At 66.8% G+C, this 21,457-nt stretch carries 20 protein-coding genes; 11 read left to right on the plus strand and 9 right to left on the minus strand.

All coding sequences use genetic code 11. From position 1 onward, the window contains the following. Window positions 1–12: 12 nt before the first annotated feature. Window positions 13–879, minus strand: a complete 867-nt coding sequence (locus tag PSEK12I1_RS0120565; protein ID WP_027602765.1) for a LysR family transcriptional regulator — start codon at window positions 877–879, stop codon at window positions 13–15. Between the two features lie 120 nt (window positions 880–999). Here PSEK12I1_RS0120565 and PSEK12I1_RS0120570 point away from each other — a divergent pair, with 120 nt between their 5' ends. Beyond that, the gene (locus tag PSEK12I1_RS0120570; protein WP_231500968.1) at window positions 1,000–2,202 is read left to right on the plus strand and encodes an alpha-hydroxy acid oxidase; all 1,203 of its coding nucleotides are present in this window, start codon (window positions 1,000–1,002) and stop codon (window positions 2,200–2,202) included. Here PSEK12I1_RS0120570 and PSEK12I1_RS0120575 read toward each other — a convergent pair. Genes PSEK12I1_RS0120575 through PSEK12I1_RS0120590 form a run of 4 tightly spaced genes read right to left on the minus strand, consistent with a single transcriptional unit; the run spans window position 2,186 to window position 6,036 of the window. Continuing rightward, window positions 2,186–3,253: an amidohydrolase gene (locus PSEK12I1_RS0120575; RefSeq protein WP_027602767.1), complete on the minus strand. Its 1,068-nt coding sequence runs from the start codon at window positions 3,251–3,253 to the stop codon at window positions 2,186–2,188. The two genes, PSEK12I1_RS0120570 and PSEK12I1_RS0120575, sit on opposite strands and share 17 nt — an antisense overlap. A gap of 42 nt (window positions 3,254–3,295) precedes the next feature. Beyond that, window positions 3,296–4,174, minus strand: a complete 879-nt coding sequence (locus PSEK12I1_RS0120580) for an ABC transporter permease (protein WP_027602768.1) — start codon at window positions 4,172–4,174, stop codon at window positions 3,296–3,298. Next, the gene (locus PSEK12I1_RS0120585) at window positions 4,167–4,991 is read right to left on the minus strand and encodes an ABC transporter ATP-binding protein (RefSeq protein ID WP_027596827.1); all 825 of its coding nucleotides are present in this window, start codon (window positions 4,989–4,991) and stop codon (window positions 4,167–4,169) included. The genes PSEK12I1_RS0120580 and PSEK12I1_RS0120585 overlap by 8 nt, the downstream gene beginning before the upstream one ends. Window position 4,992: 1 nt before the next feature. Then, window positions 4,993–6,036: an ABC transporter substrate-binding protein gene (locus PSEK12I1_RS0120590; protein WP_027602769.1), complete on the minus strand. Its 1,044-nt coding sequence runs from the start codon at window positions 6,034–6,036 to the stop codon at window positions 4,993–4,995. 217 nt (window positions 6,037–6,253) lie between these two features. On the opposite strand from PSEK12I1_RS0120590, the gene PSEK12I1_RS0120595 reads away from it, so the two are divergent. Continuing rightward, a complete protein-coding gene (locus tag PSEK12I1_RS0120595) occupies window positions 6,254–7,174 on the plus strand; it encodes an SMP-30/gluconolactonase/LRE family protein (RefSeq protein WP_027602770.1) in 921 nt (306 codons plus the stop codon). A gap of 53 nt (window positions 7,175–7,227) precedes the next feature. Beyond that, on the plus strand, window positions 7,228–8,583 hold the full coding sequence (locus PSEK12I1_RS24010) for an MFS transporter (protein ID WP_044341410.1): 1,356 nt from the start codon (window positions 7,228–7,230) through the stop codon (window positions 8,581–8,583). 399 nt (window positions 8,584–8,982) lie between these two features. Here the strand turns inward: PSEK12I1_RS24010 and PSEK12I1_RS0120605 are convergent, their stop codons facing one another. Further along, window positions 8,983–9,657, minus strand: coding sequence for an RraA family protein (locus PSEK12I1_RS0120605; protein WP_027596824.1), 675 nt, complete (start codon window positions 9,655–9,657; stop codon window positions 8,983–8,985). Between the two features lie 215 nt (window positions 9,658–9,872). Between PSEK12I1_RS0120605 and PSEK12I1_RS0120610 the strand changes: the two genes are divergently transcribed. The 3 genes from PSEK12I1_RS0120610 to PSEK12I1_RS0120620 all read left to right on the plus strand — a co-directional run bounded on the left by PSEK12I1_RS0120610 (window position 9,873) and on the right by PSEK12I1_RS0120620 (window position 13,249). Beyond that, window positions 9,873–10,850, plus strand: a complete 978-nt coding sequence (locus PSEK12I1_RS0120610) for a hydroxyacid dehydrogenase (protein WP_027596823.1) — start codon at window positions 9,873–9,875, stop codon at window positions 10,848–10,850. An 80-nt stretch (window positions 10,851–10,930) separates the two neighbouring features. After that, window positions 10,931–12,265 (plus strand): MFS transporter, encoded by a 1,335-nt coding sequence (locus tag PSEK12I1_RS0120615; RefSeq protein ID WP_027602771.1) that lies wholly within the window; start codon window positions 10,931–10,933, stop codon window positions 12,263–12,265. 51 nt (window positions 12,266–12,316) lie between these two features. Further along, the gene (locus tag PSEK12I1_RS0120620; protein ID WP_027602772.1) at window positions 12,317–13,249 is read left to right on the plus strand and encodes an amidohydrolase family protein; all 933 of its coding nucleotides are present in this window, start codon (window positions 12,317–12,319) and stop codon (window positions 13,247–13,249) included. Window positions 13,250–13,376: 127 nt separating this feature from the next. On the opposite strand, the gene PSEK12I1_RS0120625 is transcribed toward PSEK12I1_RS0120620, so the two are convergent. After that, window positions 13,377–13,841, minus strand: coding sequence for a MarR family winged helix-turn-helix transcriptional regulator (locus PSEK12I1_RS0120625; RefSeq protein ID WP_027602773.1), 465 nt, complete (start codon window positions 13,839–13,841; stop codon window positions 13,377–13,379). 54 nt (window positions 13,842–13,895) lie between these two features. Beyond that, window positions 13,896–15,623, minus strand: coding sequence for a sigma-54-dependent Fis family transcriptional regulator (locus PSEK12I1_RS0120630; RefSeq protein WP_027602774.1), 1,728 nt, complete (start codon window positions 15,621–15,623; stop codon window positions 13,896–13,898). A 227-nt stretch (window positions 15,624–15,850) separates the two neighbouring features. On the opposite strand from PSEK12I1_RS0120630, the gene PSEK12I1_RS0120635 reads away from it, so the two are divergent. The 3 genes from PSEK12I1_RS0120635 (at window position 15,851) to PSEK12I1_RS0120645 (ending at window position 19,145) form a co-directional block, all read left to right on the plus strand. Beyond that, a complete protein-coding gene (locus PSEK12I1_RS0120635; protein ID WP_027602775.1) occupies window positions 15,851–17,323 on the plus strand; it encodes a benzaldehyde dehydrogenase in 1,473 nt (490 codons plus the stop codon). Window positions 17,324–17,362: 39 nt separating this feature from the next. After that, on the plus strand, window positions 17,363–18,130 hold the full coding sequence (locus PSEK12I1_RS0120640) for a coniferyl-alcohol dehydrogenase (RefSeq protein WP_027602776.1): 768 nt from the start codon (window positions 17,363–17,365) through the stop codon (window positions 18,128–18,130). A 70-nt stretch (window positions 18,131–18,200) separates the two neighbouring features. Next, window positions 18,201–19,145, plus strand: coding sequence for a transporter (locus tag PSEK12I1_RS0120645; RefSeq protein WP_027602777.1), 945 nt, complete (start codon window positions 18,201–18,203; stop codon window positions 19,143–19,145). Between the two features lie 2 nt (window positions 19,146–19,147). Here PSEK12I1_RS0120645 and PSEK12I1_RS0120650 read toward each other — a convergent pair whose 3' ends face one another. Next, a complete protein-coding gene (locus PSEK12I1_RS0120650) occupies window positions 19,148–19,633 on the minus strand; it encodes a DUF4124 domain-containing protein (protein WP_007159057.1) in 486 nt (161 codons plus the stop codon). A gap of 180 nt (window positions 19,634–19,813) precedes the next feature. Here PSEK12I1_RS0120650 and lpxO point away from each other — a divergent pair, with 180 nt between their 5' ends. Both lpxO and imuA read left to right on the plus strand, forming a co-directional pair. Continuing rightward, window positions 19,814–20,713: a lipid A hydroxylase LpxO gene (lpxO, locus tag PSEK12I1_RS0120655; RefSeq protein ID WP_027596814.1), complete on the plus strand. Its 900-nt coding sequence runs from the start codon at window positions 19,814–19,816 to the stop codon at window positions 20,711–20,713. 122 nt (window positions 20,714–20,835) lie between these two features. Next, window positions 20,836–21,450: a translesion DNA synthesis-associated protein ImuA gene (gene imuA / locus PSEK12I1_RS0120660; RefSeq protein WP_027602778.1), complete on the plus strand. Its 615-nt coding sequence runs from the start codon at window positions 20,836–20,838 to the stop codon at window positions 21,448–21,450. Window positions 21,451–21,457 lie beyond the last annotated feature (7 nt).

Consider the following 21,457-nt stretch of genomic DNA (forward strand, 5'->3'; position numbering starts at 1 on the left):
CCCCTCGGCGTGCTAGCGACAGGCGACGTCGAAGGCCTGGGCGATGGTGTCGAGCAAGGCGCTTTCGGAGTCCTGCTTGCGGCGCGCCATGGCGAGTTGGCGCGTGGGCGCGGCGGTGCCGAGGGAGACCTCCCTTATCTCATAGGGCCCCAGGTGTTCCGGGCGCAGTCGCGGCAGCACCGAGACGCCCAGACCCAGGCCGACCATGGCGACGATGGCGTCGGCGCTGGGGACATCGAGCAGGGCCTCGCACTGGGGCACCAGGCCATCGACGAAGCGCGCCGCCAGGCGACCGACCACCAGCTTGCGATCCAGCCTGATCCAGGGATAGCGCCGCAGATACGCCTCGGGCTCCAGGGGTGCGAGCTGCGCTGGCACCACCAGTACCAGCGGCTCGCGGAGCAGGTCATGCCAATGCAGCCGGGCCGAGCCGCCGCCTGGTGGTCTGATCAGGATGGCGGCATCCAGACGATCCGCTTTCAGGGCGGCGATCAATTCGGGCGTATTGTGCCGCTCCAGTTGCAGGGTGATGCCGGGAGCGCGTTGCTGCAGTTCGGCGACCGCCTTGGGGAGCAGGGTGGTCAGGACCGAACCCGTCACCCCGAGACGGACGCGACCGGTCAGCGGCTGGGCGCGCTGATTGCGCAACTTCTCGAGATCGGCCAACGGCCGGGCCATGGTGTCGATCAATTGTCGGGCGAACCCCGTGGCTTGCACCGCCCGACCCGAGCGATCGAACAGTGACTGGCCGAAGTAGGCCTCGAGCTGCTTGATCTGCAGGCTGACAGCGCTGGGGGTCAGGTTCACCGCCTCCGCGGCGGCGGCGAAGGAGCCGCGCTCCACTGCCGCCTGCAAGGTCAGGAAGGCTTCGATCTTCATGAGTTTTTCTTGTTTTTGGATCGACGAAGAATAACTTTTCTTGGCGGGTCGGGTGCCTAAGATGGCCAAAACGACCAGGCCAGCGGCATGAACCAGACGAGCAGACTGCAAGACTATCCCTTGGCGTCCCACACCCTGCCCAAGGGCAGCGGCGGCTACCGGATACCCCGACGCCTGCAGGCGATTCTGTCCCTCGATGATTTCGAGGCGGCCGCTCGCCGCCACCTGCCCAAGCCGCTGTTCGCCTACGTCAGCGGTGGCGCGGAAGAGGAAAAGTCGCTGCACGGGAACCGCTCGGGATTCGATCGCTATGCCTGGGTCCCGCGCGTCTTCACCGATACCTCGGCGCGCAGCCTCGAAACGACGCTCCTGGGGCAGCGCTACAGCGCGCCCTTCGGCATCGCGCCCATGGGCATCAGCGCCCTCACCGCCTTCGAGGGTGACCTCATCCAGACCCGGGCGGCCAGGGAGGCCAATATTCCGGCGATCATGAGCGGCTCCTCCCTGCTGCCGATGGAGGCGGTGGTGCAGGAAAATCCAGGCGCCTGGTTCCAGGCCTATGTGCCGGGCGAAGACGCCAGGATCCTCGCTCTCCTCGAGCGGGTGCAGCGCGCCGGTTTCAAGACGCTGGTGGTCACCGCCGACGTACCGGTGTCGGCCAATCGGGAGAATCTGATTCGCGCACGCTTTTCCACGCCGTTGAAGCCGGATTTGCACCTGGCCTGGGAGGGTATCACCCACCCGCGCTGGCTGCTGGGTACCGCCTTGCGCACCCTGCTCCGGCGGGGCATGCCGCACTTCGAGAATTCCGGCGTCGGCCGTGGCGCGCCCATCGTGTCGGCCAATGTGATGCGCGATTTCGGCGCCCGCGATCATTTGAGCTGGCGGCATCTGGCGCTGATCCGCCGCCACTGGCCGGGCACCCTGGTGGTCAAGGGCATCCTCGATCCGGCGGATGCCGTGCGCGCCCGGGAGGTCGGCGTGGAGGGCATCATCGTTTCCAACCACGGCGGACGCCAGCTGGATGGCAGTGTCGCGCCCCTCGCCATCCTGCCGCAGGTGGTCAAGGCGGTCGGTTCGGATTATCCGGTGATGATCGACAGCGGCTTCCGCCGCGGCGGTGACATCCTCATGGCGCTCGCGCTGGGGGCGACCTTCGTCTTCGTCGGTCGACCGATGAACTATGCCGGTGCCGTGGGCGGCCAGCCGGGCATCAAGCATGCGATCGGCATCCTGGCCACCGAACTGTCGCGCAACATGGCGCTGCTGGGGATCCAGAGTCCCGGCGAGGTCCGTCGCGACAGCCTCAGGATCGTGCGGTAACCACGGCCGATCTGCTATTTGATGATAGGCGGTAGGTATCCTTGGCCGTGCCGCTGAACAGCGCTGCCCGGTCATCCTTGTCCCAGCCCTGGGTCAGGCGCTTGAAGGCGTTCCAGAGCACCCCGTAGGAAAACATGCCCTTGTCCACGGGAAAGTTGCTTTCGAACAGGCAGCGCTCGGCGCCAAAGGCTTCCACGCAGGTCAGCACATAGGGCCGCCACAGGTCCGCCAGCTCCGCTGAGCTGGGCGGCGTGGCTCTCTCGTCGAAGGCGAAGCCGCCGACCTTCATGCCCAGGCCGCCCAGCTTCAGGCGCAGGTTGCTGCACCTGGCCAGTTCCCGGATGGCCAGGGACCAGGTCTGGAACACCTCCTGGCGTTGGTGCGCATAGGGTCCGGCGCCAAGCGGGCCGCCGAAATGATCGAGGACGATCAACTGGTCGGGGAATCTGCGGGCGAGGGCCAGGACCTCGTCGAGCTGGGTGTGGTACGCCCAGATGTCGAGCGAGAGGTCATGCCGGGCAAGACAGGCCACGCCTTCGTGGAAGCGCTCGTCCGTGAGCACCTTGGCCGGCGGTGGTCGCGGATTGGATACCAGGCGCGGATCGCCATGCCAGGCAGTGGCGTTGCGGATGCCGCGCAGGCGTCCGCCGCTGCGCGCCTGCATTTCTTCCAGAACCGGGACGATCCCCTCGCCCTGGCGGAGGTCGGCGCCGGCGACGATGGCGGCGCAGAGCCGGCTCTCGCCATAGAGACCGCTGGCGCTCTGGGCCGCTATTCCGGCCGCGAATTCCACTTCCCCCACAGCGTCGAAGGGCGCGGCCCGGTCCGCGCCGTACATCGACCGGCACTGCACATAGACCGAGGCCAGGATGCGATGGCCGCTACCGGTGTCCGCCAGGTACTCGGGCAGCAGGTAGCGCTGGCCGGGTCGGTCCCAGAGGTGGTGATGGGCGTCGATGATGGGCAGCTCGGGCTCCAGGATCGGTTCCTGGACCTGGGCCAGCCAGGCCTCGCGTACCGGGGCGTGGGGGGAAGCCGGAGCCTCAGCCATGGTGACGGCTCCAGGAGCTTCCTTTGGACGCTGAGCGAAGGCTCAATTCTGCATGCCCCAGCGACGGACCGTGAGCACCTCGATGCTGCGGAACACCAGGCCTTCCACCACCAGGCCGATGATGATGACCATCAGCAGGCCGGCGAAGACGTTGGAGGTCTCCAGGGCGTTGCGGTGCTGGAAGACGTACCAGCCCAGGCCGCCCGAGTTGCCGGAGACGCCGAACACCAGCTCGGCGGCGATCAGGGTACGCCAGGCGAAGGCCCAGCCGATCTTCAGGCCGGCGAGGATCGAGGGAACCGCCGCCGGGATCAGCACCTTAGCTACCAGGCGGATGCCGCGCAGCCCATAGTTGCGCCCGGCCATGCGTTGGGTCTGGCTGACCGAGAGGAAGCCCGAGTAGGTGTTGAGCGCCACCGCCCAGAGCACCGAGTGGACGATGACCAGCATCAGACTCTGCACGCCGAGGCCGAACCAGAGCATGGCCAGCGGCAGGATGGCGATGGCCGGCAGCGGATTGAACATGGCGGTGAGGGTGGCGAGGATATCGGTGCCCACCCGGGTGGACACGGCCAGGGTGGTGAGCAGCATCGCCAGGGCGATGGCCAGGCCATAGCTCACCATCAGTACCTTGAGCGAGCTGAGCACGGCGAGGGGCAGGGCGCCATTGACCAGATCGGTCCACAGCGCGACGACGGTGTCGCTGAAGGTCGGGAACATCAGCGGGTTGTCCAGATAGCGGGCATAGACCTCCCAGATCAGCGCCAGGGCGATCAGCACCAGTGTGCGGCGCACGCCGGCCTGGGCGAACAGGCGCTCGGCCAGGCCCAGGCGCCGGGCGATGTCGCCGACCTGGCCGGGGGCGACGGGGGTGTATTCGAGGTCCGGGCGCGGTTGCAGGATGACGGCGGGCTTAGTCATGGGCGGTCTCGCTGGCGTTGGGGCCGAACAGCATCTGGCTGATGCGATTGTGGAAGGCGGTGAAGCCGGCGGCGCCCTGCTGACGGAAGCCGTACTGGCTGGCATCGAGCTCGGCACGGACCTGGCCGGGATGAGGGCTGAGCACCAAGATGCGCGAGCCGAGCAGGATGGCCTCCTCGATGGAGTGGGTGACGAACATCAGGGTGAAGGGCGACTGCTCCCAGAGCCCGAGCAGTTCCTCCTGCATGCGCCGCCGGGTGAGGGCGTCGAGGGCGGCGAAGGGTTCGTCCATCAGCAGGATGGCCGGCTCCATGGCCAGGGCGCGGGCGATGGCCACGCGTTGCTTCATGCCACCGGAGAGCTGGTGCGGATAGGCATCGACGAATTTCTCCAGGCCCACCTTGACCGCGGCGGCCCGGGCGCGGTCGCGCAATTCGCCGGCGGGGAAGCGGCGGGTTTCCTGGAGCGGGAAGAGGATATTGCCGAGTACGGTCTTCCAAGGCATCAACTGGTCGAATTCCTGGAACACCATCATGCGATCCGGACCGGGTTCGCGGACGTCCTGGCCCTGGAGGCGGATGTGGCCCGCCGCCGGTTCGAGAAAGCCCGCGACGCTCTTGAGCAGGCTGGATTTGCCGCAGCCCGAGGGGCCGAGCAGGATGAAGCGGTCGTATTCGCGGACCGCGAAGGACACCTGGTGCGTCGCGGTGATCAGCTGTTCGCGGGTCTTGTATTGCAGGGTCACGTTGTCGACCTGCAGCAGGCAGGCAGGGCTATCCGGTACGGCGGTGGGTGCGGAGGTCGGTACGGCGTTCATGTCAGTTGCCCTCGCCGGTGGCCACGGGATCGAAGAAGACCTGCTGCCAGCGTTGCGGTGCCTCCTTGAGAGCACCGCTGCCGACCATGAAGGTGGCCAGAGTCATGACGCCGATAGGCTGCACCGACCATTCGCCACTGACGCCACGCAGCATCTCTTCCACCTGATCGAGACTCAGGCTGGAGGGCTCCGACTGCAGGAAGAGTTCGGCAGCCTTGCGCGGCTCGGCCTTGATGAAGTCCTGGGCCTGGCCGATGGCGGCGACCACGGCGGCGCTGAGTTTCGGGTTGCGCTTGACGAACTTGCCGGTGGTGGTCAGCACCCCGCTGGTCATGCGCAGGTCGAGTTCCTTGGAAAAGTCGAAGAGCTTGGTGACCTTGGCGTCCTTGGCCAGCAGATAGCTGTAGGGGTTGGGGCCGATGTAGCCGGTGATCCCGGCCTTGTTGAGCAGGCTGGCGGTGGCGTCGGGATGGGGCAGGGCCACCATCAGGTTGTCCAGCCGGTGTGCCTGGCCCGGGCCGAAGGTGCGCTCGGCGGCCATCTGCAGCAGCAGGGCCTGCTGGCCGGTGGGAGAGCTCACGGCGATCTTCTGGTCGGCCTTGAAGTCCTTGAGTGATTTGATCGAAGGGTCGTTGACGAACAGGGCGTTGTCGCCGGCGACAAGGGCGCAGAGCGCGCGGATATCGAGTGACTTCTGTGTCTTCTGCCAGGCCACCAGGGTACCGGGCAGGCCGTAGCCGCCGATGTCGATGTTGCCGCTGATCAGGGCGTCGTTGATGGCCGGCGAACCGCTGATGCGCTTGATCTCGAATTGGGTGTCGGGCTGGCCGGCGGCCTTGGCCTGCTCGCGAAAGAAGCCCAGCTTGTCCGCCAGGGTCACGGGCAGATAGGCGTAGCCGTACTGGATGGCCAGGGTGACCTGGCTCTGTTCGGTCTGGGCCTGAGCCGGGAGGACGGTAGCCAAGGTGAGGCTGGCGGCCAGACCCAGGACGCGGGCGAGCTGACGCAGGGCGGGACGGGATGAGCGGCCGGACGAATGCAGCATGGCGTTCTCCTTGTTATTTTTGAAATGCCATTTCTTTTAAGGAGTATTTAGAAAAGCCGTGCCTGTCAAGCAGCCTTGAGGATGCAGCCTTCGTCAGCTGAAAACTTTTGCTTGCAATTGGCCTTGAGTGTTTTATTTTTGCAACGGCATTTCGTTAAAAATAAAATTGCATAGCCCTTTTTGCCGAGGGGCTTCAGCCTCTCTCAGGTGCCTGGTCATGAGCTTTTTCGCTGCGCCGCCGACTATCCAAACCTCTGTCTTCACCCGCCTGCCCGATCGCTATCGCCAGCCGAAGCGCACGGCCTGGGCGGATGCCAACCGCCAGGGCAGGGCGATCGATTCCTTCCTCGAAGGGCCTTCCTTCGATCGACAGGGCAATCTCTATGTCACCGACATCCCCAATGGGCGCATCTTCCGCATCGATCCCCAAGGGGAGTGGGAACTGGTCTGCGAGTACGACGGTTGGCCCAATGGCCTGAAGATCCATCGTGACGGGCGCATCTTCATCGCCGACTACAAGCGCGGCATCCTGCTGCTCGATCCGCTGCGCGGCGAGGTGGAGACGCTACTGGGCAGCGCCGGCTCGGAAGGCTTCAAGGGGGTCAACGACCTGGTGTTCTCGCCGGCCGGGGATCTCTACTTCACCGACCAGGGCCAGACCGGCCTGCAGGATGCCAGCGGCCGGATCTATCGCCTGAGCGCCGACGGCCAGCTCAGCTGTCTGTTGAACACGGTGCCCAGCCCCAATGGCATCGTCTTCGATCCGCGGCTCAACCACCTGCTGATCGCGGTGACCCGTGCGCAGCAGATCTGGCGTATTCCCCTGGGCAACGGCTCGCTGATCGGCAAGGTCGGGGTCTTCGCCCAGCTCCACGGTGGCCTCGGTGGTCCGGACGGCCTGGCGCTGGATGAGGAGAGCAACCTCTATATCGCCCATACCGGTTTCGGCTCGGTCTGGCAGCTGTCGCAGGTGGCCGAGCCCCTGGCGCGGTTGAAATCCTGCGCGGGCATCAGCAACACCAACCTGGCCTTCGGCGGCCCCGAGGGGCGCAGCCTGTTCATCACCGAATCCGAGACCGGCAGCATCCTGCGGGTGGAAACCAGCGTGCGGGGCCTACCCCTGTTCTCTCATCTGTAAACAGCGCTCCGGCGCCCCTGTCAGCACCACAATAATTACAACAGAGGTTATCCATGAGTCAGACCCCGCTGGGCGGCCAGCCGCCCTTGACCGATGCCGAAGGCGAACAGGTATTGCATCGCGCCCTGTGGCGCATCCTGCCGTTCATCTTCGCCTGCTATGTGATCAGCTACCTGGATCGCACCAACGTCGGCTTCGCCGCCATCAGCATGAACAAGGACCTGGGCCTGACGGCAACCATGTTCGGCTGGGCAGCGGGTCTGTTCTTCTTCGGTTATTTCATCTTCGAGATTCCCAGCAACCTGCTCATGCAGCGCTTTGGCGCGCGGATCTGGATCGCCCGGATCATGATCAGCTGGGGCCTGATCTCCATGGCCACGGCCTTCGCCACCGGCCCGGTCAGCTTCAGCATCCTGCGCTTCCTGCTCGGGGTGGCCGAGGCCGGCTTCACCCCGGGGGTCTACCTCTACTTCACCTACTGGTTCCCGGGGAAGTGGCGCGCCAAGGCGACCGCCGCCTTCCTGCTGGGCATCCCCACCGCCAACATCATCGGCTCGCCGCTGTCGGGCTTCCTGCTGGACATCCATGACTTCATGGGGTTGAAGAACTGGCAATTCCTGTTGGTGGTGGAAGCCTTGCCGGCGGTGCTGCTGGGTATCCTCTGTCTTTTCGTGCTGGTGGATTCGCCGGCCAAGGCGCGCTGGCTGTCGACTCGCGAGCGCACCTGGCTGACCGAACGACTGGCCCGCGAGCAGCGCGAGATAGGCGCGGCCCATGGCTCCACCCTGCGCGCTGCCCTCACCAATCCCAAGGTCTTCGTGCTGGCCGCCATCAACTTTTGCGGCATCGTCGGCTCCGTGGGGATCGGGATCTGGATGCCGCAGATCATCAAGAGCCTGGGCATGCAGAACACCACCGTGGGACTGGTGGCGACCATCCCCTATATCCTCGGCGCCGTCGCCATGACCCTCTGGGCGCGGCAGGCCAACCTGAGTGCGCACCGACTGCCCTATGTGGCCGGCGCGCTGGGGCTGGCCGCCTGCGGTCTGGTGGGCGCTGCGCTCTCGGCCGATCCGCTGTTGCGCATGAGTTGTCTGAGCGTGACGGTGGCCAGCATCCTGTCCTTCCAGGCGACCTTCTGGGCCATTCCCTCCAGCTTCCTGACCGGTAGGGCGGCAGCGGGCGGCTTGGCGCTGATCGTCTCCATCGGCAACCTCGGCGGCTTCGTCGGGCCCTTCGCCATCGGCCTGGTCAAGGATGCGACCCAGAGTTACTCCGGTCCCTTCTATGTGGTGGCCTCGGTACTGGCGCTGGGTGTCGTCATGATGCTCTGGCTGGGCGACCCGAGTCGCCGGGCGCCGGTGAAGCCAGTTGGTGGGACCGGGTTAGAGCCTGCGGGTCGCACCTGATTCAGGGGCGAGCCAGGAAGGGGGCGGCGATGAGCCGCCTTCTGCTTTTGTGGCTGGCTGCTCTTGGGCGAGAGGCCAGCGCTCCGGATAGGACCGGGCAGGAGACGCTGGCGGGATGCCGGCAGCTGGCGTCGTCGATCTATGACGCGCCTCTTCGCAGCAAGGGGTTTACCCGGCTGTCTTGTCATGTCCTCCTGACGCGTCGCAAGGCTGGTTGGCTCAAGCCTTCGAACCGCGACCATGCTTTCCTGGTTCCTGGTTCCTGGTTCCTGGTTCCTGGTTCCTGCGGACCTGTCGTGCTCGGTCAGGGAGACAGGTTGAGGTCAACGGGATACCCGTTGGGCTGAAGCACAATAAAAAAGGCAGCACCAGGCTGCCTTTCTTCATTCGGGATACGGACTAGGGGAGGGCGCAACCCTTCTTCTTGAGCGATTCCAGCACCCAGCTACGGTCGTTGGTGCCTTCGGCGATCTGCCGCATCTGCTTTTCTTCCGCCGCGTGCTTGGCGGTGGCGCGGTCATAGACCTCGGCGACCTGGTCGTAGGGCACGCAGAGCAGGCCGTCGTCGTCGCCGATGATCAGATCGCCCGGCTCGATGACCATGCCGTCGATGGCGATGGGGACGTTGATCTCGCCCGGGCCATCCTTGTAGGGGCCGCGGTGGGAGATGCCGGCGGCGAACAGGGGGAAGTCACCCGCGCCGATGTTGGCGGCATCGCGGATGGCGCCGTTGATGACGATGCCGGCCACGCCGCGCTTGAGGGCATAGGCCACCATCATCTCGCCGATCAGGGCATTGGTCAGGTCGCCACCGGCATCCACCACGATGACGTCGCCCGGCTCGGCGATGTCCAGGGCGTAGTGCAGCATGAGGTTGTCACCCGGGCGCGCCTTCACGGTCAGTGCCGGGCCGGCCAGCACGCCCTGGCGGTGCATGGGACGCAGGCGCGAGCCGCCGGCGGTCATGCGGTTCATCGAGTCGCTGACATTGGCGACCGGAACCTCACGATAACGCGCGACCCATTCGGCTGCGACCTTGCGTTGGGCATTGAGAACTCTGAATCCGATGGTCATGGGCATTTCTCTTGTGGGCTTTGTTGGATGCCGCTGGAGCGGGTGTCGAATTTCAGAATGGCATTTCTTTTTTAAACATTCAACGGTCGGATGGGTGGCGTTAAATTCCAGGTTACGTTCAGTATTGCAACGCTATTCCATTATGCTAAGGTCAAGGCCTGCTCATCTGGCTGTCCGCTCGACGGACGACGTCATAACAACAAGGGATAACCCACATGACCCGCACCCTGCTTCTCACCGGCCCCGAACTCGCGCCCGACGCCATGGCCCTGGCTGCCGCCCACGGCATCCGCGTGGTACCCACCCAGCCCTACATGCCCCATGACGAGCTGGTCGCGCTGATCCGCCAGGAACAGCCCGACGCCATCATCGTCCGCCAGGGCAAGCTGACCCGCGAGATGATCGAGGCCTCGGCCAAGCTCGAGATCATCGCCAAGCACGGCGTCGGCTACGACACCATTGATCTGCAGGCGGCGGCCGACCGAAACATTCCGGTCACCATCGCCCTGGGCGCCAATGCCCAGTCGGTGGCCGAGCACGCCTTCGCCCTGATGTTCAGCGTGGCCCGGCAGACCCCCTGGCTGAACGCGCGGATGCATGCCGGGCACTGGGACAAGGCCCAGGCCAATGGCACCGAGTTGTTTGGCAAGACCCTCGGCCTGGTGGGCCTGGGTTCCATCGGCAGCGTGCTGATGGACCTGGTGGCGCCGCTGCGGATGCAGGTGCGGGTCTACGATCCCTACCTTCAGAGCCTGCCGGTGCGTGACCACGTGCGCCGGGAGGAGAGCTTCGATAACCTGTTGGCCGAGTGCGACATCATCAGCCTGCATTGCCCGCTCACCGAGGCCAATCGCCACCTGTTCGGCGCCGCCCAGTTCGCCCGGATGCGTCCCGGCAGCCTGCTGATCAATACCGCCCGCGGCGAGTTGATCGACACCCAGGCGCTGGTCGCGGCGTTGCGCGACGGCCAGATCGGCGGTGCCGGCCTGGATACCTTCCACCCCGAGCCGCCGCCGGCCGACAGCGCCCTCTGGGGCCTGACCAACCTGGTCGCCACGCCGCACGTGGGCGCCAACACCACCGAGGCCCGCGACCGGGTCGGGCTGGTGGCGGTGCAGCAGGTACTCGATCGCTGGAACGGCAAGGCGGTGGAAACCCGTGCCGTGGTCAATCGTCACCTGATCGCGGCCTGATCCTCGCGTCAGGGCGGGCGGTCTCCTTCCCGGAGCCGCTCGCTACGTCTATCTCCACAACAATAAGACGGAGAGCCTGCATGACCTCTTCCACGTCCGAAATCAGTGAACTGGAACGCGCGACGATGCGCCGCGTCGCCTGGCGCCTCCTGCCGTTCCTGATCGTCTGCTACCTCATCGCCATCATCGACCGTGGCAACATCGGCATGGCCTCGCTGCAGATGAACCAGGATCTCGGCCTGACGCCGGCGATCTTCGGTTTCGCCAGCAGCCTGTTCTTCTTTTCCTATTTCCTGGTGGAGGTGCCGAGCAACCTGGCGCTGCAGCGCTTCGGTGCGCGCATCTGGATCGCCCGGATCATGATCACCTGGGGCCTGATCTCGGCCGGTACCGCCTTCGTCCAGGGCGCCAACTCGCTCTATGTGATGCGCTTTCTGCTGGGCGCCGCGGAAGCCGGCTTCTTCCCTGGCGTGCTGCTGTACCTCACCTACTGGCTGCCCTCCAACTATAGAGCGCGCATGGTCGCCATCTTCATGGTGGCGATCCCGGGCGCCAATTTCCTGGGTTCACCGCTCTCCGGCCTGCTGCTGAGCCTGGACGGCTGGATGGGCATGCGTGGCTGGCACTGGCTGTTCATCCTGGAAGGCATTCCGGCGGTGCTGCTGGGTATCGCCTGCCTGTTCGTGCTGACCGACCGTCCGGAGCAGGCCAAATGGCTGAGCGACGAGCAGCGCAACTGGCTGACGCTCAAGCTGGCCGAGGAGCGCAATCGCAAGACCAGCATCGGCCATATCTCGCTGTGGCAGCTGCTCAAGCACAAGGATATCTGGGTAATGGCGCTGATCTATTCCGGCGCCTCGGCGGCCGGTAGCACCATGAGCGTCTGGGCACCGCAATTGCTCAAGTCCTTTGGCCTGTCCAACCTGGAGGTCGGCCTCACCAATGCCATTCCCTATGGCCTGGCCTCGGTGGCGATGGTCCTCTGGGGGCGCAGTTCGGATCGCACCGGCGAGCGTCGCTGGCACACCTCGCTCACCATGCTGTTGATCGCCGTGGGCCTGCTGGCGGGCATGTTCACCTCGTCCCTGGCCGCCACGGTGATCCTGCTGAGTCTGGTGCTGATCGGGGCCTATTCGATGAAGGGGCCGTTCTGGGCACTGGCCTCGGGCTGGCTGTCGTCCTCCACCGCCGCCGCCGGCCTGGCCGCCATCGGTGCCCTGGCCAACCTCATCGGCGGCGGGGTGATGGTCAACGTCTATGGCGCCATCCATGGCGCCACCCACAGCCACGCCCTGGCGGTACTGCCGCTGGCCACCCTGTGCGCCATCAGTGGCCTCTTGGTACTGATCATGGGTCGTAAAGCCGCGGCGCGCGCCAAGGCAGACGCCCAGGCCGTAGCGACCAACGCCGGTTAAAGCTGATCGCTGCCGGCCCGTCCGGGCCGGCAGCCTTTCAAGGAATCCATCATGACCTTCAATCGTCGGCGCTTCCTGAAAGCGAGCGCCCAGGCGAGTGCCGCCCTGTGCCTTTTCGATGCCCTCGGCGTCCAGGCCGCCACTCCGTTCTCCAGTATTCAAACGGCACCGAGACTCAAGGCGCCGGCCGGCAGTGTCGACTGTCACATGCACCTCTATGACGACCGCTACCCGGCGGCGCCGGGCGCCAAGCTGCTCCCGCCCAATGCCTCCCTGGACGACTATCACCAGCTGCAGGCGCTGCTGGGATTGCGCCGGATGGTCATCGTCACGCCGTCCACCTACGGCACCGACAATCGCTGCATGCTCGACGGCCTGGCGCGCAGCCGGGGCCAGGCCCGCGGTGTAGCTGTCCTCGACCGGAGCATCACCGATGCCGAACTGCAGGCGCTGCACGAGGCCGGGGTGCGCGGGATCCGTTTCAATCTCAGCTATGGGGGCGCCGACCTGGCCGATCTGGAGCCCCTGGCGGCGCGGGTCGATGAGCTGGGCTGGAATGTCCAGGTGGTCGCCACGGGCAATCAGCTGACAGAGCTGGAGAGTCGGCTGCAACGGCTGCCGGCGCGGTTGGTGATCGACCACATGGGCCATGTGCCTCAACCGGAGGGGGTGAATTCGGCGACCTTCGCCGTGGTGACCCGCCTGCTGGACGGCGAGCGTACCTGGGTGAAGCTGTCGGGCCCCTATATCAGGTCGCGCAGCGGTGCGCCGGACTACGCCGATGTGGGCGCGGTGGCCCGGGAGCTGGTGCGTCGCCATCCGGAGCGGCTGCTGTGGGGTAGCGACTGGCCGCATCCCACGGTCGCGACCGGCAACAAGCCGGACGATGGACGCATCTTCGACCTGCTGGCCGACTGGGCGCCGGATGAGCAGGTACGCAATGCCATCCTGCGCGATAATCCGGTCAGTCTGTACGGTTTCTGAGGGGCGCGCCCAAGCTGTTTCTGTTGACCCTCACCCCAGCCCTCTCCTTGAAGGAGAGGGGCGGTCAGCTTCCGTAGGTTGCGGCTGAGCGCAGCGAAGCCCAACAGGGCACACCGCTAACCAACTTTCAGCCCAACTCCCCATTGAGCTTGCGTAGCAGCCGCAACAGCTCAGCCCGCTCGGCGTCGTCCAGCGGGGCGCTGGCGGCGCGGTCGCTGGCGGCGGCGCGTTCCTTGAGTTCGCCGACCAGGGCGCGGCCCTGCTCGGTGAGGTGCAGGGCATAGGCGCGGCGATCCTGGGTGCCGCGCACCCGCTCGGCCAGACCCTGGCGTTCCAGCTTGTTCAGCAGTAGGACCAGTTGCGGCGGCTCGATGGCCAGGCGCCGGGCCAGGTCGGCCTGCATCAGGCCGGGCTCCTGCTCGAGGATCACCAGGGCGGTGAACTGGGCGGGGCGCAGGTCATAGGCGGCCAGGCTGTCCACCAGATGCTGGAACATCTTCATCTGGGCGCGGCGCAGGGCATAACCTACGGCGGTGTCCAGCCAGGGGGTGGCGGCAGGGTCCAGGGGCGTGGCGTCGTCGGGGGAACTCATCGGCGGGAAGGGCTTCCGTCGGAGATGGCGAGGGGAGGGTATCGAGGGGTCATTCTAGTCCAGATCCTGGCGGGCGCGGCGATGGCGATAGGCGAACTGGGCGCGGCTCAGGCCGAGCAGGCGCGCCGCGGCGGCCATGTTGCCCTGGCTGCGCGCCAGGGCTTCGTCGAGCAGCTCGGCTTCCAGCTGCGCCAGCGGCAGCGGGCGTTCGCCATCCACACCCAGGCGCTCCAGCCAACCGGTGGCAGGCGGCGCCTCGTCGATGAGCTCGGCGGGCAACGGTTCACCGCGGAACAGATGGGGCAGGTCGATGAGTTCGCCCGGATCGCTGGCGATCACCCCGCGCTCCACCAGATTCTGCAATTCCCGTACGTTGCCGGGAAAGTCGTAGCGCAGCAGGGCCTTGAGGGCGCGCATGGTCAGGCCCACCGGCGGCCGTTCGTAGGCGGCGCAGAAGCGCCGCAGGAACAGATCCACCAGCAGGGGCACGTCGTCGCGCCGGTCACGCAACGGCGGAATGCCGATGGGATAGACGTTGAGGCGATAGAAGAGGTCTTCGCGGAAGTCGCCGCGACGTACCGCCTCGCGCAGATCCAGGTTGGTGGCGGCGATCACCCGGACGTCCACCCTGAGCGTGCGGCTGCCGCCGACCCGCTCGATCTCGCGCTCCTGGAGCGCGCGCAGCAGCTTGCCCTGGCCGGGCAGGCTCAGGCAGGCGATCTCGTCGAGGAACAGGGTGCCGCCCTGGGCCCGTTCGAAACGTCCGGCGCGGGACTGGTTGGCGCCGGTGAAGGCGCCGCGCTCCACGCCGAACAATTCGGCTTCGATGAGATTCTCGGGAATGGCCGCGCAGTTGAGGGCGACGAAGGGGCCGTCGGCGCGGCGGCTGAGGCGGTGCAGGTGGCTGGCGAACAGTTCCTTGCCCACCCCGGATTCGCCGGTGAGCAGCACCGTGGCCGGCGTCGGGGCGACCCGCTGCAGCGCCTGGAACGCGCTGTTGAAGGCCGCTGAGGCCCCCACCAGCGGCTGCTGGCCGTCGGCGGCGTGGGGCAGGGGCGCGGGCAGGCGTTCCGCCGGCGTCAGCGCCGGAGCGCCATCGCCGGCCGCATTGAGATAGCGCAGGTCTTCCGCCACGTCGGGCCAGCGTTCGGCGTTGCGACCCTCAACCCGGCAGACGGCATGCCCCATGGCGCGGCATTCCACCTCGCGAAAGATCACCAGGCGACCGAACAGGCTGCTGACGTAGCCGATGGCATAGCCGATCTCCATCCAGCAGGCCGGATCGCTGCCCTGGCCATGGGCGATCTGGTGCTCGTCGCATTCGGCCGAGTGATGCCAGAGGAATTCGCCGCCATAGCGCCCCTGGTCGACATCGAATTCGAAATGCAGCGGCTCGACCCGCACCAGGCCCTCCAGGCCATGCAGCCGGGTACCGGCGGCAAAGATCGCCGCGGCGTCGGCCTGGGGCCAGCGCTTGCGCACCAGCTCGGCATCGCGCACTCCGGAAAGATAGCCGACCCGGGTCAGCAGGCCGCGGGCGCGTTCCTGCCCCAGGGCGCCGATCAGCTCGCGCCGCAGGGCACCAAAGGCGGAGGCGTGTACCAGCAGCATGCGCTGGTCGTTGAGCCAGATGCGGCCATCACCGGGGGAGAAGAACAGGCACTCGGCCAGTTCCGCCTGGGTCGGGCTGGCGCTGCCATCCCAGGCGGCACTGTCGCCACGCTGGAAGCCGGTAGCGGCCTGCTGCAGATCGCTGAGGGACAGACGTTCGGAACGGGCCATGGCACGACCTCTCGGGTGAATTGCGCAAATGCGCAATCGAGGAAAAGGTTATACCTCATAACTTTATCTTTTGAGCAAGGCATTTGCCGGTCGAGCCTGCTACCTGCGTCCGCTCAAGCCAGCAAGTCCCTGATTGAACGGCGCTTTTTCCTGTCAGCCCGGTCTGGGCACAGCCCTTGCTCCCTTGCCTGTGCCCACCGCGGCCCGATAACAACAAGGAGAAGGCTATGAGCAGATCATCCACGCCGTTCCTGGACGGCGCCCCCTGGCGCGAGCGGATCTTCGATGGCGACTGGATCGCCGCCCAGGGCGGCACCCTGGAGGTCATCGAACCTGCCACCGGCCAGCCCCTGCACCGCACCGGTCTGGCCAGCGTCGCCGACATCGACCAGGCCTGCGCCAAGGCGGCCCGGGCGCAACCGGCCTGGGCGGCCTGGACCGCCCGGCAAAAGGCCGGGCTGTTCCTGGCCGCCGCCGCGCACCTGGAGATGAATCGCGCCGAACTGGCCCCCCTGATCGCCCGGGAGACCGGTGGCATCCTGCCCAAGGCCGAGCTGGAATTGCGCGAAGCCGGGGTCATCCTGCAGCAGGTCGCCGGTCAGTTGCTGCAGGCCCATGGCGTGGTCCTGCCCAGCGAGCGCGGGGCCCTGTCCTATGCCCGGCGCCTGCCCCATGGCGTGGTGGGGGTGATCTCGCCCTTCAACTTTCCGCTGATCCTTTCCCTGCGCGCCGTGGCCCCGGCGCTGGCCTGCGGCAATGCCGTGGTGCTCAAGCCGGATCACCAGACGCCGGTGAGTGGCGGCATCCTCATCGCCCGGCTGTTCGAGGCCATCGGCCTGCCCCGGGGCGTGCTGCAGGTGCTGCCCGGTCGCGCCGAAGCCGGCGCGGCGCTCTGCGCCCATCCCCAGGTGCGGATGATCGCCTTCACCGGCTCGACCCAGGCCGGACGCCAGGTGGCGGAAAGCGCCGGACGCCACCTGAAGAAGGTGGCCCTGGAACTGGGTGGCAAGAATCCGCTGATCGTGCTCGACGACGCCGATCTCGACCGCGCCGTCGGCTGCGCCGCCTGGGGCAGCTTTTTGCACCAGGGGCAGATCTGCATGGCCACCGGGTTGATCCTGGTGCACCAGCGCCTCGCCGCCGCCTTCACCGAACGCCTGGCCGCCCGCGCCGCCGCCCTGCGCCTGGGCAATCCGCTGGAACCCTCTACCCAGCTGGGTCCGCTGATCAATGCCCGGCAACTGCAACGGGTACAGGGCATCGTCGCCGACAGCCTCGCTGCCGGTGCCCGGCTGGAGCAGGGCGGCCGGCACGAAGGGCTGTTCTATGCCCCGACCGTACTGAGCGGCGTCCGTCCCGGCATGCGCGCCTTCGACGAAGAGATCTTCGGACCGGTGGCCAGCGTGGTGACCTTCGCCAGCGAGGCCGAGGCCGTCGACCTGGCCAATCGCACCCCCTACGGCCTGGCGGCCGGCGTGCTCTCCGGCTCCCTGGCCCGCGCCCGGGCGCTGGGCGAACGGCTGGAGTGCGGAATGCTGCACCTCAACGACCAGACGGTGAACGACGAGGTGGTCAATCCCTTCGGCGGCCGTGGGCAGTCCGGCAACGGCGGCAGCGTCGGTGGCCTGTGCAACTGGGACGACTACAGCCAGTGGCAGTGGGTGACCGAGCATAACGAGCCGCCGAGCTATCCCTTCTAGCCCGTGTTACCCAACCAATAACAACAAGAGGAAAATCCCATGACCCTGAATGGCAAGACCCTGGTCGTCACCGGCGTGGCCTCCGGCATCGGCGCCGAACTGGCGCGGCTGGCGCGCTTCCAGGGCGCCTATGTGATCGGCGTCGACCGCAACCAGCCCCAGTTCAGCCTGGACGACTTCCACCAGGCCGACCTGGGCGACCCCGACAGCATTGCCGCCCTGGTCAGTCGCCTGCCGGCGCGCCTGCACGGCCTGTGCAACATCGCCGGGGTACCGGGCACGGCGCCCCGGGAGACGGTGGCGCGCGTCAACTACCTCGGCCTGCGCTTGCTCAGCCAGCAACTGGTCGCGCGGCTGGGGCCGGGCGGCGCCATCGTCAATGTCGCCTCCATCCTCGGCGCCGAATGGCCAGAGCGCCTGGAACAGCACCGCGAGCTGGCGCAGATCGCCGACTTCGCCCCGGCCCAGGCCTGGCTGGAGCGTCATCCGGTGGACCAGGCCACCTGCTACCAGTACTTCAAGGAAGCGCTCATCGTCTGGAGCTTCGTGCAGTCCCAGAGCTGGCTGCGCGAATTCGGCGTGCGCCTGAATTGCGTGGCGCCCGGGCCGGTATTCACCCCCATCCTCGGCGACTTCGTCAGCATGCTCGGCGAAGAGCGCGTCGCCCGCGACAGCCAGCGCATGCTGCGCCCGGCGCTGGCCGACGAGGTGGCCGCGGTGATCGCCTTTCTCTGCAGCGATGCCTCGCGCTGGATCAACGGCGCCAACCTGCCGGTGGATGGCGGTCTCGCCGCCAGTTACGTCTGACCCGGATCGCCGCGCCGGCCGGTGCGGCGATCGCGTTTTCCCACAACAAGAACAACTTCAGGACGACGTCATGCGCACACGTTTCGGATTCGGTCTGCTGGCCGCGGCCAGTCTCGCCTCCACATTGGCCCAGGCCTACGACCTGCCCGGTCTCAATCTCGGCTCCACCAGCTTCTACGACGGCGCCCCGGCGCCGGACGGTCCCGGCTGGTACTGGGAGGAGTACCTGATCTACGGCAAGACCAGCCGCTTCAACGACCAGGACGGCCGCAAGCTGCCCCTGCCCAAGCAGGAGCTGACCACCTTCGCCCCGGTCAGCCAGATCATCTATGTCGGCCAGCCCCTGGCCAACGGCGCCATGCCCGGATTCACCGCCATCCTGCCCTGGCTGGCCCACGCCGATGTCGATGACGGCCTCGGCGGCCAGGCGCTGAGCGCCCGCGAAGGGGTAGGGGACCTGACCCTGGGTGCCTTCCTGCAACTGCCCACCACCACCCGCCCCGACGGCGGTCCGCGCTGGGCGCAACGCATCGAGGCCGAGATCGTCGCCCCCACCGGTCGCTACGACCGCGACCGGGCGATCAATCCGGGCAGCAACTTCTGGTCCTTCAATCCCTACTACGCCACCACCTATTGGCTGACGCCCCAGTGGTCGGTGACCGGACGCTTCTGGTACCTGTGGAACGGCAAGAACGACCAGCCGCTGCGCAGCTTCGGCGCGGTCTCCGACACCCAGGCCGGCCAGGCGCTGCACGCCAACTTCGCCACCCAGTACGCGCTGAACGATCGCCTCAGCGTCGGTCTGAGCGGCTACTGGCTGCGGCAGATCACCGACACCCAGGTCGATGGTCACGACGTCAGCGGGCGGCGGGAAAAGGTCTGGGCCTGGGGGCCGGGTTTCACCTACGCCTTTTCCCGGGAGAATCTGATCACCGTCAACAGCTACTTCGAGCAGGACGCCGAGAACCGCACCGAAGGGCGCAAGTTCGTCGTCAACTTCCTGCACAAGCTCTAGTGCTAGCGATCGATGGGAATGCCCCGGTTCGGCGGCGGCGGAGGCGCCGGCGGCTGGGGCTGCTGCGCCTGGGGATGGGGCACCATGTGCCAGGTCTCGTTGCGCGGCCGGCGGTCGATGTAGACCGGCACCGGCTGATAGATGATGCCGGAGCCGCGCACCTCGCTTTCCTGGCGAAAGCTGGAAGAGGACGAAGAGCCACCGACCACGGTGACGTCGTCGACCGGACGTTGGCGGCTGGAAGCGGGGGCGGGTACCACGGTGACCTCCCGCGGCGCGGCGGCCGGCGGCGGCGTGGCAGGCCGGGGCGGCGGCGTGAAACCGTTGCTCTCGGGCAGGCTCTGCAGCGGAATGGTGGTGATCTGACTATTCGTCGGGCAGGCGCCCTGGGTATAGGTCGTCCGGCCCTGGTCGTCTACGCACTTGTAGACATCCTGAGCGGCCACGACGCCACTGGCGAGCAGCAGGCCATAGAGCAGCGAACGCATGATGAGGCCCTCCGGGCACTCGAATTGTCACCTGCAGGATACAAGATGCCCGCTACGGCTCCCAGTGCTGCTGTCCGGCTCGACACCAGGCATTCAGCTTATCGTCAGACTGTAAAGACTAGGCCCGGCCCGAGGTGAGGCGTATAACATCCGGAAACATTCTTTTCAGGGCAGCGACGCGTGAAGTGGTTCGTGATTGGCGGTTTTTTTCTCTGTGTTTTGTATGTGCACTTTCGCGGCCGGGTGCGCCATCGCTTGCTGCGTCAGCTCAGTGACCATTCGACCTTTCTGGCGCCGCTGAACACCTTCATGTTCCTGACCTCGCGGGTGCCCAACGCGCCCTATCACCCGGTGGAGCGCTTTCCCGAACTCCAGGTGCTGCAGGACAACTGGCAGCTGATCCGCGACGAGGCCCTCGACCTGCTGCGCGCCGGCCAGATCAAGAAATCCGCCGAGCACAACGATGCCGGCTTCAACTCCTTCTTCAAGAGCGGCTGGAAGCGCTTCTATCTGAAGTGGTACGGCGACAGCCATCCTTCCGCCATGCAGCTGTGCCCCAGGACCACCGAATTGCTGCGCGGCATCGGCACGGTCAAGGCGGCCATGTTCGCCGAGTTGCCGCCCGGATCGCGGCTGGTGCGCCATCGCGATCCCTATGGCGGCTCCCTGCGCTATCACCTGGGCCTGGCCACGCCCAATGATCCACGCTGCTTCATCGAGGTGGACGGCCAGCGCTATCACTGGCGCGATGGCCAGGCGGTGGTATTTGACGAAACCTTCATCCACTACGCCGAGAACACCACCGACCAGGATCGCATCATCCTGTTCTGCGACGTGGAAAGGCCGCTGCGCTATCGCTGGGCAAGCGCCTTCAACCGCTGGGTCAGTGGCACCCTGCTGGCCTCGGCGGCCTCGCCCAATGACGCCAGCGACAAGACCGGCGGCCTCAATCGCGCCTTCCGGCACCTCTATCGCATCCGCCAGCGCGGCAAGGCGCTGAAGAAGCGCAACCGCTTCCGCTACTACCTCGAACAGTGGCTGTTGCTGGCCGCGCTGGTCGGCGTGGTGATCTGGATCTGAGCGATCCCTGCAACCGCAAAGACAGCGGTTCGACTTGACCCCGATGCGAATCGCCTCTAATACTGTATGCATATACAGATAGAGGCGATGGCCATGGACAATATCCCTGCAGGTCTGGCGGCATGAGCGGCGGCGCCAGCCTGGCCCGGCTGTTCGAGGAGCGGCGCCTGTGGAAGGGGCAGACCAGTCCCGACGCCCGGCGCAGCGACCAGCCCACCGGGGTCGCCGCCCTGGATGCCCATTTGCCCGGCGCCGGCTGGCCGGAGGCGGCCCTGACCGAATTGCTGCTCGCCGGCCCCGGCCATGGCGAGTTGCGGCTGCTCTGGCCGACCCTGGCGCGCCTGAGCCAGGCCGCCGAGCGCATCGCCCTGATCGGGCCGCCGCTGTTGCCCTATCCCCTGGCCTGGCAGGCGGCCGGCGTGGCGCTGGATGCCCTGGTGGTGATCCGCGCCCAGGGCGCCGAGGTGCTCTGGGCCGCCGAGCAGTGCCTGCGCTCCGGTTGCTTCGGCGCGGTGCTCTGCTGGCCCGAGCGGGCCGACGATCGCCAGCTGCGCCGGCTGCAGGTCGCCGCCGAGAGCGGTCGTACCCTGGCCTTCGCCCTGCGCCCGGCCGCCGCCCTGGACAATCCCTCGCCGGCGGCCTTGCGCCTGGAACTCAGGGCGCCGCTGCAGCGGCTGCACATCCGCAAATGCCGCGGCGGTCAGCCCGGCGTGCTCGATCTGGCCGGCGGCGCTTGAGCTTGCC

The sequence above is a fragment of the Pseudomonas sp. MOIL14HWK12:I1 genome, from assembly GCF_000510705.1.
Taxonomy (GTDB): domain Bacteria; phylum Pseudomonadota; class Gammaproteobacteria; order Pseudomonadales; family Pseudomonadaceae; genus Chryseomonas; species Chryseomonas oryzihabitans.

Excerpts from the sequence above, each read along its gene's own strand:
- PSEK12I1_RS0120640 (WP_027602776.1), top strand. The coding sequence starts at position 17,363 with ATGACCCTGAATGGCAAGACCCTGGTCGTCACCGGCGTGGCCTCCGGC.
- PSEK12I1_RS0120590 (WP_027602769.1), bottom strand. The coding sequence starts at position 6,036 with ATGCTGCATTCGTCCGGCCGCTCATCCCGTCCCGCCCTGCGTCAGCTC.
- PSEK12I1_RS0120635 (WP_027602775.1), top strand. The coding sequence starts at position 15,851 with ATGAGCAGATCATCCACGCCGTTCCTGGACGGCGCCCCCTGGCGCGAG.
- PSEK12I1_RS0120605 (WP_027596824.1), bottom strand. The coding sequence starts at position 9,657 with ATGACCATCGGATTCAGAGTTCTCAATGCCCAACGCAAGGTCGCAGCC.
- PSEK12I1_RS0120620 (WP_027602772.1), top strand. The coding sequence starts at position 12,317 with ATGACCTTCAATCGTCGGCGCTTCCTGAAAGCGAGCGCCCAGGCGAGT.
- PSEK12I1_RS0120650 (WP_007159057.1), bottom strand. The coding sequence starts at position 19,633 with ATGCGTTCGCTGCTCTATGGCCTGCTGCTCGCCAGTGGCGTCGTGGCC.
- PSEK12I1_RS0120610 (WP_027596823.1), top strand. The coding sequence starts at position 9,873 with ATGACCCGCACCCTGCTTCTCACCGGCCCCGAACTCGCGCCCGACGCC.
- PSEK12I1_RS0120645 (WP_027602777.1), top strand. The coding sequence starts at position 18,201 with ATGCGCACACGTTTCGGATTCGGTCTGCTGGCCGCGGCCAGTCTCGCC.
- PSEK12I1_RS0120595 (WP_027602770.1), top strand. The coding sequence starts at position 6,254 with ATGAGCTTTTTCGCTGCGCCGCCGACTATCCAAACCTCTGTCTTCACC.
- PSEK12I1_RS24010 (WP_044341410.1), top strand. The coding sequence starts at position 7,228 with ATGAGTCAGACCCCGCTGGGCGGCCAGCCGCCCTTGACCGATGCCGAA.
- imuA (WP_027602778.1), top strand. The coding sequence starts at position 20,836 with ATGAGCGGCGGCGCCAGCCTGGCCCGGCTGTTCGAGGAGCGGCGCCTG.
- PSEK12I1_RS0120565 (WP_027602765.1), bottom strand. The coding sequence starts at position 879 with ATGAAGATCGAAGCCTTCCTGACCTTGCAGGCGGCAGTGGAGCGCGGC.
- PSEK12I1_RS0120585 (WP_027596827.1), bottom strand. The coding sequence starts at position 4,991 with ATGAACGCCGTACCGACCTCCGCACCCACCGCCGTACCGGATAGCCCT.
- PSEK12I1_RS0120615 (WP_027602771.1), top strand. The coding sequence starts at position 10,931 with ATGACCTCTTCCACGTCCGAAATCAGTGAACTGGAACGCGCGACGATG.
- PSEK12I1_RS0120575 (WP_027602767.1), bottom strand. The coding sequence starts at position 3,253 with ATGGCTGAGGCTCCGGCTTCCCCCCACGCCCCGGTACGCGAGGCCTGG.
- PSEK12I1_RS0120580 (WP_027602768.1), bottom strand. The coding sequence starts at position 4,174 with ATGACTAAGCCCGCCGTCATCCTGCAACCGCGCCCGGACCTCGAATAC.
- PSEK12I1_RS0120625 (WP_027602773.1), bottom strand. The coding sequence starts at position 13,841 with ATGAGTTCCCCCGACGACGCCACGCCCCTGGACCCTGCCGCCACCCCC.
- PSEK12I1_RS0120630 (WP_027602774.1), bottom strand. The coding sequence starts at position 15,623 with ATGGCCCGTTCCGAACGTCTGTCCCTCAGCGATCTGCAGCAGGCCGCT.